The sequence below is a fragment of the Streptomyces sp. TSRI0281 genome (assembly GCF_001905125.1).
In the GTDB taxonomy this organism is placed as follows: domain Bacteria; phylum Actinomycetota; class Actinomycetes; order Streptomycetales; family Streptomycetaceae; genus Streptomyces.
In genome coordinates this window covers 229,704-242,780 of sequence record NZ_LWLE01000033.1, presented here as the reverse complement: position 1 = coordinate 242,780, position 13,077 = coordinate 229,704, and the positions used below count along the sequence as shown (strand labels likewise).

The 13,077-nt window shown below is 72.6% G+C and carries 12 protein-coding genes; 5 read left to right on the top strand and 7 right to left on the bottom strand.

Features of this window, described 5'->3' with window-relative positions; all coding sequences use genetic code 11:
* Nucleotides 1-133 precede the first annotated feature (133 nt).
* Together yaaA and eda are read left to right on the top strand one after the other, a co-directional pair.
* On the top strand, nucleotides 134-934 hold the full coding sequence (gene yaaA, locus A6A29_RS30300; protein ID WP_073724919.1) for a peroxide stress protein YaaA: 801 nt from the start codon (nucleotides 134-136) through the stop codon (nucleotides 932-934).
* A 77-nt stretch (nucleotides 935-1,011) separates the two neighbouring features.
* A complete protein-coding gene (gene eda / locus A6A29_RS30295; protein WP_073724917.1) occupies nucleotides 1,012-1,668 on the top strand; it encodes a bifunctional 4-hydroxy-2-oxoglutarate aldolase/2-dehydro-3-deoxy-phosphogluconate aldolase in 657 nt (218 codons plus the stop codon).
* 15 nt (nucleotides 1,669-1,683) lie between these two features.
* Here eda and A6A29_RS30290 read toward each other — a convergent pair whose 3' ends face one another.
* From A6A29_RS30290 to A6A29_RS30275, 4 genes are all read right to left on the bottom strand, one after another.
* A complete protein-coding gene (locus A6A29_RS30290; RefSeq protein WP_073724914.1) occupies nucleotides 1,684-3,090 on the bottom strand; it encodes a bifunctional RNase H/acid phosphatase in 1,407 nt (468 codons plus the stop codon).
* Complete coding sequence (locus A6A29_RS30285) at nucleotides 3,090-3,833, bottom strand: zinc ribbon domain-containing protein (RefSeq protein ID WP_198953414.1); 744 nt, start codon at nucleotides 3,831-3,833, stop codon at nucleotides 3,090-3,092. The genes A6A29_RS30290 and A6A29_RS30285 overlap by 1 nt, the downstream gene beginning before the upstream one ends.
* Nucleotides 3,830-4,666 carry a Nif3-like dinuclear metal center hexameric protein gene (locus A6A29_RS30280; protein WP_073724910.1) on the bottom strand — a complete coding sequence of 279 codons (837 nt, stop codon included), beginning with the start codon at nucleotides 4,664-4,666 and terminating at the stop codon, nucleotides 3,830-3,832. The genes A6A29_RS30285 and A6A29_RS30280 overlap by 4 nt, the downstream gene beginning before the upstream one ends.
* 109 nt (nucleotides 4,667-4,775) lie before the next feature.
* Nucleotides 4,776-5,819, bottom strand: coding sequence for an ABC transporter substrate-binding protein (locus A6A29_RS30275; protein ID WP_073724908.1), 1,044 nt, complete (start codon nucleotides 5,817-5,819; stop codon nucleotides 4,776-4,778).
* 197 nt (nucleotides 5,820-6,016) lie between these two features.
* On the opposite strand from A6A29_RS30275, the gene A6A29_RS30270 reads away from it, so the two are divergent.
* Entirely contained in the window at nucleotides 6,017-7,528 is a 1,512-nt protein-coding gene (locus A6A29_RS30270) for a hypothetical protein (protein ID WP_241838726.1), read from the top strand.
* Nucleotides 7,529-7,973: 445 nt separating this feature from the next.
* Here A6A29_RS30270 and A6A29_RS30265 read toward each other — a convergent pair whose 3' ends face one another.
* The 3 genes from A6A29_RS30265 to A6A29_RS30255 all read right to left on the bottom strand — a co-directional run bounded on the left by A6A29_RS30265 (nucleotide 7,974) and on the right by A6A29_RS30255 (nucleotide 10,966).
* The gene (locus A6A29_RS30265; RefSeq protein WP_073724906.1) at nucleotides 7,974-8,915 is read right to left on the bottom strand and encodes a 3-oxoacyl-ACP reductase; all 942 of its coding nucleotides are present in this window, start codon (nucleotides 8,913-8,915) and stop codon (nucleotides 7,974-7,976) included.
* Nucleotides 8,916-9,005: 90 nt separating this feature from the next.
* Entirely contained in the window at nucleotides 9,006-10,082 is a 1,077-nt protein-coding gene (locus A6A29_RS30260; protein WP_073724904.1) for a Zn-dependent alcohol dehydrogenase, read from the bottom strand.
* A gap of 29 nt (nucleotides 10,083-10,111) precedes the next feature.
* Nucleotides 10,112-10,966, bottom strand: a complete 855-nt coding sequence (locus A6A29_RS30255; RefSeq protein WP_073724902.1) for a MaoC/PaaZ C-terminal domain-containing protein — start codon at nucleotides 10,964-10,966, stop codon at nucleotides 10,112-10,114.
* A 284-nt stretch (nucleotides 10,967-11,250) separates the two neighbouring features.
* Between A6A29_RS30255 and A6A29_RS30250 the strand changes: the two genes are divergently transcribed.
* Together A6A29_RS30250 and A6A29_RS30245 are read left to right on the top strand one after the other, a co-directional pair.
* The gene (locus A6A29_RS30250; protein ID WP_241838725.1) at nucleotides 11,251-12,348 is read left to right on the top strand and encodes an ABC transporter ATP-binding protein; all 1,098 of its coding nucleotides are present in this window, start codon (nucleotides 11,251-11,253) and stop codon (nucleotides 12,346-12,348) included.
* Nucleotides 12,348-13,070: an ABC transporter permease gene (locus A6A29_RS30245; RefSeq protein WP_073724900.1), complete on the top strand. Its 723-nt coding sequence runs from the start codon at nucleotides 12,348-12,350 to the stop codon at nucleotides 13,068-13,070. Before A6A29_RS30250 ends, A6A29_RS30245 begins: the two co-directional genes overlap by 1 nt.
* The last annotated feature ends 7 nt before the right edge of the window (nucleotides 13,071-13,077 follow it).

Here is a 13,077-nt window from a genome sequence, read left to right as displayed (position 1 = left end):
TCGGAGGGCGTGGAGGAGCCCGTGGCGGCGGTCGTCGTCCCGTGTCCCCGTGGGCGTGGCCGCGCCCCGTACCCTTGCCGAGGGCCCTGCGCGCAGGCCGGGGTCCCCTGCTTGCGTACGAAGGAGAACCGCCGTGCTCGTGCTGTTGCCGCCCTCCGAAGGAAAGGCCGCCTCGGGGCGCGGAGCACCCCTGAAGCCGGAGTCCCTGTCGCTGCCGGGCCTGGCCGACGCGCGGGCGGCGGTCCTGGACGAGCTGGTCGAGCTGTGCCTGGCGGACGAGGAGAAGGCCCGCGAGGTGCTCGGGCTGAGCGAGGGCCTGCGGGGCGAGATCGCGAAGAACGTGGAGCTGCGTACGGCCGGGACGCGTCCGGCCGGGCAGGTCTACACGGGCGTGCTGTACGACGCGTTGGATCTGGCGTCGCTGGACGCGGCGGCCCGGCGTCGGGCCGGAAAGTCTCTGCTGGTCTTCTCCGGGCTGTGGGGCGCGGTGCGGGTGGGCGACCGGATTCCCTCGTACCGCTGCTCGATGGGGGTGAAGCTGCCGGGCCTCGGCGCTCTCGGCGGGTTCTGGCGCGCCCCGATGGACGCGGTCATGCCGGAGGCGGCCGGGGACGGGCTCGTCCTGGATCTGCGGTCGTCCGCGTACACCGCGGCGTGGAAGCCGAAGGGCGAGGTCGCCGCGCGCACGGCGAGCGTGCGGGTGCTCCACTCCCAGATGGTGAACGGGGTCGAGAAGCGGTCCGTGGTGAGCCACTTCAACAAGGCGACCAAGGGCCGCATCGTCCGCGACCTGCTCGTGGCGGGCGCGCGGCCGAAGGGCCCGGCGCAGCTGGTGGAGGTGTTGCGGGATCTCGGGTACGCCGTCGAGGCGGCGGCCCCCGCCCGGGCCGGGCAGGCGTGGGCACTCGACGTGGTGGTGACGGAGATTCACTGACCGCCCCCCAGGGTCGCGTCATTGCATCATGCGCAACGCTCGTTGCATAGAACGCTGGGTGCGCGCAGGATGACCCCATGACCTCCTCCGCGCCCTCCGCCGCCCCCGCCGCCCCGTCCGCCTCCGTGCTGGACCTCGCACCCGTCGTCCCCGTCGTCGTCCTCGATGACGCCGCCGACGCGGTGCCGCTGGCGCGGGCCCTGGTCGCGGGCGGGCTCCCGGCCATCGAGGTGACGCTGCGGACGGCCGCCGCGCTCGACGCGATCCGGGCCATCGCCGCCCAGGTCCCGGGTGCCGTCGTGGGCGCGGGCACGGTGATCTCCGCGCGCAACGTGACCGACACGGTCGCCGCCGGGGCCCGCTTCCTGGTCAGCCCGGGGTGGACGGACGCGCTGCTGGCCGCGATGAAGGCGTCGGGGCTGCCGTTCCTGCCGGGCGTCTCCACGACCTCCGAAGTCGTCGCGCTGCTGGAGCGCGGGGTCACGGAGATGAAGTTCTTCCCGGCCGAGGCGGCGGGCGGCACGGCCTATCTGAAGGCCCTGTCCGCGCCGCTCCCCCAGGCCCGTTTCTGCCCCACCGGCGGTATCTCCCTCGCCTCCGCCCCCACCTATCTGGCCCTGCCCAACGTCGGCTGCGTGGGCGGCAGTTGGATGGTTCCCGGCGACGCGGTGGCAGCGAAGGACTGGGCCCGGGTGGAGCGGCTGGCCGCCGAGGCGGCGGCGCTGCGCGGCTGAGCGCCGGGGCAGCTCTCAGCGCAGGTGCGAGGTGTCGTTGAGCAGGCGTACGGACGCGTTGCCGTCCCCGTAGTAGGCCACGGTCGAGAGCGACGCCGCCGAGAGCTCCATGCGGAACATGGACTGCGGCGGGGCCTCCAGGGCCAGCCTGATCAGCGTCTTGATCGGGGTGACATGGGTGACGACGAGCACCGTACGGCCCGCGTAGCGGGCGATCAGGCCGTCGCGCGCGGCCACGACCCGGTCGGCGACCTCGATGAAGCTCTCGCCGCCGCCGGTCGGGGCCGCTTCCGGGGAGGACAGCCAGGTGGTGAGGTCCTCGCCGTGGCGCTCCCGCACCTCGGCGAACGTCAGTCCCTCCCAGGCGCCGAAGTCCGTCTCGCGCAGACCGTCCTCGACGCGGACCTCCAGGCCGAGGCGGGCGGCGACCGCCGCGGCGGTCTCGCGGCAGCGGCGCAGGGGTGAGCTGACGATCTCCTGGACGGTGCCCTGTGCGGCGAAGTGCTCGGCGGCACGGGCGGCCTGGTCCCGGCCGGTGGCGGAGAGCTCGGGGTCGGTGCCGCCGCTGCCGGAGAACCGCTTCTCGGGGGTGAGGGCGGTCTCGCCGTGCCGCAGCAGGACGAACGTGGCGGGCTCGCCCAGGTCGGGAGCCACACCCCAGCCGACCTGCGGCGTGGCCTCGGTGGGCCGGGCGGTGGGCCGGGCGGCGGTCCGGGCGGCGGTCCGGGCGGCGGTCCGGGCGGTTGCAGCCGCGGGTTGTGCCGCGGTGCGGGCGGTTGCTGCCGCCGGTTGTGCTGCCGCGGTGCGGGCGGTTGCTGCCGCGGTGCGGGCCGGGGCCTGTGCGCGGGCCCCGGCCAGGGCCGCTCGGGCCTTCGCCGCACCGGCCGCCGCGTCGCCGGGCGGGCCCGACGCCTCGGGCAGGTCGAGCGGGCCACGGGTACGGGGGGTGTCCAGGTCCGCCGTCGAGGACGACGGCTCCCACTGCTCGCCCCGTCTGCCCGCGTCCATCGCCTCGTTGGCGAGCCGGTCCGCGTGCTTGTTCTGCGCGCGCGGGATCCACTCGTAGGTGACGGAGGCGGCCGGAAGGATGGTGGCGGCCCGCGCCGCGAGCGGCTTCATGTCGGGGTGCTTGATCTTCCAGCGCCCCGACATCTGCTCGACCACCAGCTTGGAGTCCATCCGGACCGCCACCTGGAAGGAGCCGTCCGGCGCGTCCGGGAACAGCGCCTTCGCGGCCTCCAGACCGGCGATCAGACCCCGGTACTCGGCGACGTTGTTCGTCGCGACGCCGATGTACTCGGCGGCCTCGGCGAGCGTCTCGCCGGTCACCGGGTCGATGACGACGGCACCGTAACCGGCGGGCCCCGGGTTGCCCCGGGAACCGCCGTCGGCCTCCATGACAAGCCGGCGGACAGCGGTCATTACAGGCCCGACTCCGAGGTGCGCACCAGGATGCGGTGGCAGTTCTCGCAGCGCAGCACCGTGTCGGGCGACGCGGCCTTCACGTCGTTGACCTCGGTGATGTTCAGCTCCAGACGGCAGCCCTCGCAGCGGCGCTGGTAGAGCCGGGCGGCGCCGACCCCGCCCTGCTGGGCGCGGAGCTTGTCGTACAGCTTCAGCAGGTCGGCGGGGATGATCTCGGCGACGACCTCGCGGTCCTTGGCGATACCGGCCGCCTCGTCGTCCAGCTCCTTCGTCGCGGCGTCACGGCGGGCGGTCGCGTCGTCGACCTTGGCCTGGACGGCCGAGACCCGCGCGGTCAGCTCGGTGACCCGCTCCTGGGCGGACTCGCGGCGCTCCATGATTTCGAGGACGACGTCCTCCAGATCGCCCTGGCGCTTGGCCAGCGAGATGATCTCCCGCTGGAGGCTCTCCAGGTCCTTGGGCGAGGACACCGCGCCGGAGTCCAGCCGCTGCTGGTCGCGGACGGCGCGCTGGCGCACCTGGTCCACGTCCTGCTCCGCCTTGGTCTGCTCGCGGGTGGTGTCGCTCTCCTCGGTCTGGGAGGCGACCAGCAGGTCACGCAGCTGGGCGAGGTCGCTGCTGAGCGACTCGATCTCGGCGTGCTCGGGCAGCGACCTGCGCTTGTGGGCGAGCTGGGAGAGACGTACGTCGAGGGCCTGGACGTCGAGAAGTCGGTTCTGGTCGGCGGGCGCGGCGTTCAGTTGGGGGCTCCAGAGGAATGGTGGGTGGTCCAGGGGTCGGTGACCTGCTTCGAGACATGGACCCGCAGGTCCCATCCGTGGCGGTCGGAAATCGCGTCGAGCTGCGCGGCGGCCTGCTCGCACCAGGGCCATTCGGTGGCCCAGTGCGCGGCGTCGACCAGGCCGAGCGGCGAGTGCTGGACGGCCTCGGAGGCCGGGTGGTGGCGCAGGTCGGCGGTCAGGTAGGCGTCGACGCCCGCGGCGCGGACCGCGTCGAAGAGGCTGTCGCCGGAGCCTCCGCTGACCGCGACGGTGCGCACGAGCGCCTCCGGGTCGCCGGCCAGCCGGATGCCCTGCGCGGTGGCGGGCAGCCGGGCGGCGGCGCGGGCGGCGAAGGCACCGAGGGTCTCGGGGTGGTCGAGTTCACAGATCCGGCCGAGGCCGCGACGGCCCTGGGGATCGGCCGGGTCCGGTACGAGGGGGCCCGTGACGCGCAGGTCGAGGGCGCCGGCCAGGGCGTCGGAGACGCCGGGGTCGGCGGTGTCCGCGTTGGTGTGCGCGACGTGCAGCGCGATGTCGTGCTTGATGAGCGTGTGCACGACCCGGCCCTTGAAGGTGTCGGCGGCGACCGTCGTCGTACCCCGCAGATAGAGCGGGTGGTGGGTGACGATCAGCTGGGCGCCGAGGGCCAGGGCCTCGTCGGCGATCTCCTGGACCGGGTCGACGGCGAACAGCACCCGGTCGACCTCCGCCCCGGGCTCGCCGCAGACCGTGCCGACCGCGTCCCATCCCTCGGCCCGCTCGGGGGGCCAGAGGGCGTCGAGTGCGGCGATGACTTCAGACAGACGGGGCACGGGGGAAAGGCTACCTGTCCCCCGTGCCCCGGCGTCCATGGCCGCCGGACCTGTGCACCAGGACCGGCGGCCGGACATCAATCGTTACGTCGCCCCGCCCCGCGGCCGGCTACTTGACGAGGTCGGCACGCAGGTCGTCGAGGACCAGGTTCGCCGAGGTGACGCCGAGGCCGAGGTACCAGGTCTCGTCGGAGACGTCCTTGGCCTGTCCGGCCTTGACCGCCTTCAGGTTCTTCCAGAGCGGGTTGGCCTGGGCGGTGTCGCGCTTGGTGGCCTTCACGTCCCCGTACACACCGGTGAAGATCCAGTCCGCGTCCGCCTCGTCGATCTTCTCCGGGCTGATCTCCGCGGCGAGGTCGTCGATCTGCTGGTTCTTGGGGCGCGGCAGGCCGGTGTCCTCAAGGATCGTGCCGATGAAGGACGCCTTGGCGTACAGCCGGATCTTGTCCGGCAGGTAGCGGACCATGGAGATGGTCGGCTTGTTCGGGCCGATGTCCGTGCCGAGCTTCTTGGCCTTCGCCTCGTAGGCGGCCAGCTCGGTCTTCGCCCGGTCGGTCCGGTCCAGTGCCTCGGCGTTGAGGAGGTAGTTCTCCTTCCAGGTGAAGCCCGGACGGATGGAGAACACGGTCGGCGCGATCTTGGAGAGCTCGTCGTACTTGTCCGCGGCGCGCAGCTGGCTGCCGAGGATCAGGTCCGGCTTGAGGCCCGCGATGGCCTCCAGGTTGAGGTTGTTGATCGTGCCGACGTTCTTGGGGCTGCCCGCGTCCTTCTTCAGGTACGAGGGGATGGCCGCGTCGCCCTCGGAGGGGGCGAAGCCGACCGGCTTCACACCGAGCGAGACCACGTTGTCGAACTCGCCGACGTCCAGGACGACGACGCGCTTCGGGGCGGACTTGAGCTCGGTCCTGCCCATGGCGTGGGTGAGGGTACGGGGGAACTCGCCGGCCTTGGCGTCCGTCCCGTACTCCGCCGTCTTCTTCGCCGCGTCGCCGAAGTCCTTGCCGCCCGTGGCGACAGCCGCCTTCTTGTCGCCACCGGCATCGGTCCTGGCCGAGTCGCCCGAACCGGCGTCGTCGCTCCCGCAGGCGGAGAGGGAGAGGGCGGCGGCCACCGCCAGGCCGACTGCGGCGGTGCCGCGGCGTCGAAGGGACATCACTTGCTCCAGTTGTGGGTCACACAGGTACTGCTTAGGGCTGCCTAACCTTAGCCACGGTCACCTCTCCAAGCACAACCACCCCCTCCTTCTCAGGCGAATCCGGGCATCACCACCCTTATGTGTGAAGTGCGAGGTCTGGTGTTGTTCGGCAGGAAGTGCGAAAACTAGCTTCGGTGGCCGGAGGTGACCAGTCCATGACTGCCTGTGCCATCGAAGGCGAGACCGCCGGGGCCGCCGCGACGGTGGAACCTGTACCCGAGGAGTCCGGAGAGCCGGAAGAACCCGGTGCGCCGACGGCGCTCGGCGAACCGGAACCGCGCGACGCGTACGCCGCGCATCAAGCCCATGACACGGCTGATGCGGCTGGTGCGGCTGGTGCGGCTGTGCTCGATGAACCGGGTGAGCCGGGTGAGCCGGACGCACTCGACGCGTACGGGGCTCTCGGTGCGTACGGGACGTACGGGGCTCTCGGCGTACCCGATCCCTTCGGTACGTCCGGTGCCTTCGTCCTCACCGCCGACGCGTCGTACGCCGCCCGGCTCACCGCCGCACCGGGGCACCCCGCCGAGCGCGCCTGGTACCCCGAGCGCTGGACGCTCGACGGGCCCGAGCCCTACGCGGTGCCCCTGCCGCTCGACCAGCCCGAGGAGCCGGACTCCCAGGTGGTGCCGCTCGCCGACGGGCGGGTGCTGATCCGGCGGCGGGTGGCGGACCTCCAGGCGTTCTCGCTGCTCTACCCGACCGGGCCCGGAACCGGCGAACTCCCGCTGGGGGCCGTCGCCTGCGCGGATCTCACGCTGCTGCCGCCTTCGCCGGACGGCCGGAGCGTGTACGCCCTGGCGGCCGGTGAGCGCTCCACCGCCCTCTGGCTGGTGGCGGGCGGCGCCTTCGGGCCGGAGAGGATCACCGATGTGCCGGGCCACTGCTCCGGCGGGGTCTGGCTGGACCGGACGGGCCGGATGCTCGCCCTGGACCGGCAGCCGCCGGACGGCGGGCCGGTGAAGGCGGTCGCCCTGGACCTGGGACGGGGCGGTGAGGTGACGCCGCTGCTCCAGATCACGCCGGACAGCAACGACCGGCTGCTGCTCGCCGACACGGACAGCGGACTGCTGCTGCTCCGGTCCGACGCGCCGGGGCACGACCGGCTCGGCTGGGGCGTGCTCGGCAGCTGCCTGCCCGTCCGGTTCCCGGAGTGCCTGCGTCCGGCGGATGTCGCGGTGACCCCGTTCGCCGTCCAGCCGGGACAGATGCTGATGCCGGAGAGCTGCGCCGTGGGGCTACGGATCGACGGGGCGGCGGGCAGCTGGGTGGGGGTCTGGCGCCCGGCGGGCCGTCGGCTGCACCAGTTCGCCGCGCCGCGGGGCTGGCTGGCCGGGGCGGGATTCTGGAGCCGGGACGGCGTGCTGCACCTGCCCTACGCCGAGCCCGGGACACGGTGCGCCGTGGCGCTGCTGGAGGCTCCGGCGGACGAGGAGCCGTGCCTCGCCCGGACGGACCCGGCGACCGGGAACGGGGCGGGACCCGGACCCGGGGACACGACCACGACCACGACCGGAACGCAACCATCCGCGGCGATTGCCGGTCCTGTGGTGTGCAGGCCGGTTCCCCTGGGGCAGGCGCCTCTCAAGGGGCGTACCGCATCGGTCCAGGACCGACCGGCATCCGGGGGGTGGGCGACGCCGCTCCCCGAATACCGGTCGGTCTAAACTTGCGGCCTGGGCTACGCAGCCGCACCGGGCGGGCGCCGACGGTGACCGCGTCGGTGGCGGGGGCGGGGCTTGCGACAACAAGTAAGCGATCACAACGGGGTGACTTCCCACATGTCTGAAGCCCGAACAGACACGACCCAGACGCGTCCGCCGGGGGCGGACACGGACCGGGACGAAACCGGCGGCTCCGGAAAGCACCGAGGGGGTACGTCGATGGAGAACACGGCCGCGCAGCCGCACGGCCGCCACCGCCGTCCCTCCGAAGGGGGGAGCAGAGCGGCCTGAGGCCGCGCAGCCGCACGGCCGCCACCGCCGTCCCTCCGAAGGGGGGAGCAGAGCGGCCTGAGGCCGCGCTGCGCGAAGAGCCGCCAGCGACGAGACACGTGCGGGGCCCGCACCGGCCGTTCGGCCGGTGCGGGCCCCGTTCGTCGTCCCGGCGCGCCTATCCCCGCTTGAGACCCAGGACTTCGGCCGCCGCGAACGTCTCGTTCGGGGGGCGGTCCTCGTAGTACGGGGTGATGAGCCCGTCCAGTTCGTCGAAGGTGAACGTCTCCTTGGCCGCGTCGAACTTCGCCGCCACCTTCGGGCGTTCGACGATCGCGACCATGCCGCCGTGGACCACGAGCAGCTGCCCGTTGACCTTGGCGGCCGCCGGGGAGGCCAGATAGCCGACGAGCGGCGAGACGTGCTCGGGCGCCAGGGCGTCGAGCGTGCCGTCGGCCGGTTCCTGGAAGCCCGCGAAGACGTCCTCGGTCATCCGCGTACGGGCGCGCGGGCAGATGGCGTTGGCGGTGACGCCGTACTTCGCCAGGGCCAGGGCCGTGGAGGTGGTGAGGCCGACGATGCCGCCCTTGGCCGCCGCGTAGTTCGGCTGCCCGGCCGAGCCCGCGAGGAACGCCTCCGACGAGGTGTTGACGATCCGCCCGTAGACGGGGCCGCCGGACTCCTTGGAGCGGGTGCGCCAGTGGGCGGCGGCGAAGTGCGTGGTGTTGAAGTGGCCCTTGAGGTGGACCCGGACGACCGAGTCCCATTCGTCCTCGGTCATCGAGAAGATCATCCGGTCGCGCAGGATGCCCGCGTTGTTGACCAGGACGTCGAGCTTCCCGTAGGCGGAGACGGCCAGCTCCACCAGGGCGCGGGCCTGTTCGTGGTCGGAGACATCGCCGAGGTGGGCGACCGCACGGCCGCCCGCCGCCCGGATCTCGGCGGCGACCTCCTCGGCGGGGGCCGCCGACGCCTCGCCGGAGCCGTCGCGGCCCGGCTGTCCGTAGTCGTTGACGACGACGGCCGCGCCGAGCCGGGCCAGCTCCAGGGCTTCGGCGCGTCCGAGGCCCCGGCCCGCGCCGGTGACGACGGCGGAGAGGCCGTCCAGGGGTAGTGACATCGCAGTCCTCAATGTCGGGGGGTGGCTGATCGGTGGGAGCGGGCCCCTCAATGTCGTGGGGTGGCTCGATCGGTGGGTGCGGGGCGGACGTCAGAGTTCGACGCAGGTACGCAGCGACTCGCCGGTCCTCATCTGGTCCAGGGCGTCGTTGATCCCGTCCAGCCGCACCCGGTGAGTGATCATCGAGGCGAGGTCGATCCGGCCCGCCCGCCAGAGCGCGATGGCCCGCTCGTAGGAGCGCAGCACGTCCCCGCCCCCGTACATGGAGGGCAGGATCCGCTTCTCGTCGAAGAACAGCTCGAACATGTTGACCTGGAAGTTGTCGTCCATCGCTCCGGCGCCGACGACGCAGAGCGTGCCGCCGCGCCGGGTGGTCTCGTACGCCGTGCGGGCGGTGGCGGACTTGCCCACGACCTCGAAGACGTAGTCGAAGCCCTCGCCGCCGGTGATCCGCTGCTTGGCGTCGGCGAGTTCGTCCGGGGAGACCGCCTCGGTCGCGCCGAACTTCAGCGCGGCCTCGCGCCGGGAGGCGACCGGGTCGACGGCGACGATCTGGGCGGCGCCCTGGACCCGCGCGCCCTGGATCGTGGAGATGCCGACGCCGCCGCAGCCGATCACGGCGACCGAGGAACCGGCCTCCACCCGGGCGGTGTTGATGGCGGCACCGAGGCCGGTGGTGACCCCGCAGCCGATCAGCGCGGCGATCTCGTAGGGCACGTCGTCGGGGATCGGCACCGCGCAGCCCGCGCCGACGACGACCTCCTCGGTGAAGGTGCCGGTACCGGCGAAGCCGAAGACATCGCCGCCGGGACGCTTGAAGTTGGGGGTGCCCGCGTTCATGAAGCCGGCCAGACAGAGCTGGGTCTGACCGCGCCTGCACGACGGGCAGGCGCCGCAGGCGGGCAGCCAGCAGACCAGGACCCGGTCCCCCCGACTCAGCCCGGTGACGCCGTCGCCGACGTCGATGACCTCGCCCGCGCCCTCGTGACCGGGGATGAAGGGGGCGGGCTGCGGAAGGACGCCGCTCATCGCGGAGATGTCGGAGTGACACAGTCCGGTGGCCCGGATGCGGAGCTTGACCTTGCCGGGGCCGAAGCCCACCGCCTCGACGTCGTCGAGGACTTCCAGTTTGTCCTGGCCTATCTCGTGCAGTACGGCTGCGCGCATGGTGCGGCTCCCCTCAAATCATGGCGTTTTCAGGAGTGTTCGATGAGCGTGTCCACGAGCACCGGCGCGTCGTCCCGTTCGACGGCGCTCACCGCGACCTGGATGCGGCCGTCCCCGGCCCACATCCGGATGCGGAGGGTCTCGCCGGGGAAGACCACTCCGGCGAAGCGGGTGCTGTACGCGCCGACGCGGGTCACATCGCCGTCGAGCAGCGTGTCGGTGACGGCTTTGAGCGTCATGCCGTAGGTGCACAGCCCGTGCAGGATGGGCCGGTCGAAGCCGGCCAGCTTGGCGAACGCGGGGTCGGCGTGCAGCGGGTTCCAGTCCCCGGAGAGCCGGTAGAGCAGCGCCTGGTCCTCGCGGATCGCCCGCTCCACCGTGCGGTCGGGGGCCCGGTCCGGCGGAGTCGGCCGGGCGGAGGGCCCGCGTTCACCGCCGAAGCCGCCCTCGCCGCGGACGAAGATCTGGGAGTCGTTGGTCCACAGCGGGCCGTCGTCGTCGGCTGCCTCGGTGCGCAGCACGAGGACGGCCGCCTTGCCCTTGTCGTACACGGCGGCGACCTTCGAGGTCTGTACGGCGCGTCCGCGCACCGGGATGGGCCGGTGCACCCGTACGGTCTGGCCGCCGTGCAGGACGGCGGCCAGGTCCACATCGACGCCGGGCGAGGAGAGGCCGCCGGTCATGGCGGTGCCGGCTCCCGCGACGGTGGCGAAGCTGGGCAGTACCTGGAGCCGGGACTCCAGGGTGTAGCGCAGCTCCTCGGGGTCGGTGGCGGGGCTGCCCGCGCCGAGGCCGAGATGGTAGAGCTGGATGTCCTTGTGGTCCCAGCCGATCTCGGCTCGGCGGGGTTCGGCGGCGACGGCCGCTACGGCATCAATGGGCATGGGGAAGCTGCTCCTTGATGGTGGGAAGACCTCGGCGCGACCGTCCGCACCGTCGGCCGCACCGAGGTCGTGCGGGACCGGCAGGCACGCCCGTTCTAGAACGCGTTCTAGCCGATGGCCCATGTATAACGCAGCCTCCGGGAGTTGTGAAGACCGCTGACGCCATGTCAGATACCTTGGCCGCAAAGGCTCCCGGTGCACGTTCGGGCCATGACATTTGTCATCGCGGAGTCCGTACACGGGGCTCTGCCGGACACCCCCCTGCGCTCCGTAGCGTCATGGTCATGAAGCAGACAACGGGGACAGCGGAGCGAGGGCCCGCGGTGGTCTTCACCGGGGCGGTCAGGACGTTCGGCAGGGCGGAGGCGGCGGTACGCGCCGTCGACGGCATCGATCTGGAGATCGGGCGCGGCGAGACGGTGGCGCTGCTGGGCCGCAACGGGGCGGGCAAGTCGACCACCATCAGCCTGCTGCTCGGCCTGAACGACCCGGACTCCGGGACGGTACGGCTGCTGGGCCGCTCGCCCGACGAGGCGGTACGCGCCGGGCTGGTGGGCGCGATGCTCCAGGACGGGCGGCCCATCCCCCGGGTGACGGTCCGCGAACTGGTCCGCTTCGTCGCCTCCACCTACCCGCACCCGATGCCGGTCGGGGACGCGCTCGCTCTCGCGGGTGTCACCGAGTACGCGGACCGGCGCGTCGACAAACTCTCCGGCGGCCAGACCCAGCGCGTCCGCTTCGCCGTCGCACTGGCGGGCGATCCGGAACTGGTCGTGCTGGACGAGCCGACCGCCGCCCTGGACGTGGAGGCGCGGCGCGCGTTCTGGCGGTCGATGCGGTCCTTCGCCGGGCGCGGCAACACCGTCCTGTTCTCCACCCACTATCTGGAGGAGGCCGACGAGAACGCCGACCGGATCGTCGTCATCGACCGGGGCCGGATCGTCGCGGACGGCAGCGGCGACCGGATCAGGCGCGCGGCCGGCGGGAGCCTCGTCTCCTTCGACCTGGCCGGAGCGTCGTCGGACGGCCTTGAGCTGCTGCCCGGTGTCGTCGGTGTCGAGGTGCGCGGGGACCGGGCGCTGCTGCGGACGGACGACTCGGACGCGACCGTCGTCGAGCTGGCGCGGATCGGCGCCGTCCGTGGGCTGAGCGTGTCGCGGGCCACGCTGGAGGACGCCTTCCTGGCGCTGACCGCACCCGCCGACGCCCCTTCCCGTACCGCCGGTTCCGGCTCCCCTTCCCGTACCGCCGGTTCCGGCTCCCCTTCCCGTACCGCCGGTTCCGGCTCCCCTTCCCGTACCGCCGGTTCCGACCTCGCTTCCCGTACCGCCGGTTCCGACTCCGCTTCCCACCCCGCCGCCCGCTCCGAGGAGACCGTGTGATGCTGCCCTACATCGTGCTCGAAATCCGGCGGACCCTGCGCGACAGCGTCTTCCTGATCTTCGGAACAGGGATGCCGGTGATGATGTACCTGCTCTTCACCAATCTTGGCGGCGGCGCCGACTACGGCGAATGGAAGGCCGCCTCCATGGTCGGCATGGCCGCGTACGGAGCACTCGGTTCCGCCATGGCCATCGGCACCGGGATCGCCTCCGACAAATCCCTCGGCTGGCTCCAGCAGCTGCGGATCACCCCGCTCTCGCCCTCGCGGGCCGTCGCGGGCCGGGCGATCAGCGGTTCGGTGACCGTACTGCCGACGATCGTGACGGTCCTGCTGGCCGGCGCCCTGGTTAACGGGGTGCGGCTGGCGGCCTGGCAGTGGACCGCGCTGGTGCTGCTGCTGTGGATCGGGGCGCTGCCGTTCACCCTGCTCGGCATCGGCAACGGCTACCGGCTGACCCCGCAGGGCACCGGTGTGGTCAATGTGGCCTGTCTGATGGGCTTCGCGGTCGTCGGCGGACTGTGGTTCCCGCTCGCGGAGTTCCCGGCGTGGCTGCGCTCCATCGGCGAGTACAGCCCGGCCCACGGCTTCGCCGGGCTCGGCCGGGCGGCGATCGCGGGGCACGCGCCGGGCGCCGGGTCCGTCGCGCTGCTCACCGGGTGGCTGCTGCTCTTCGGCGGATACGCGGTTCTCTCGTACCGTCGGTCCGCGAGAACCGTGTGACGGGAGC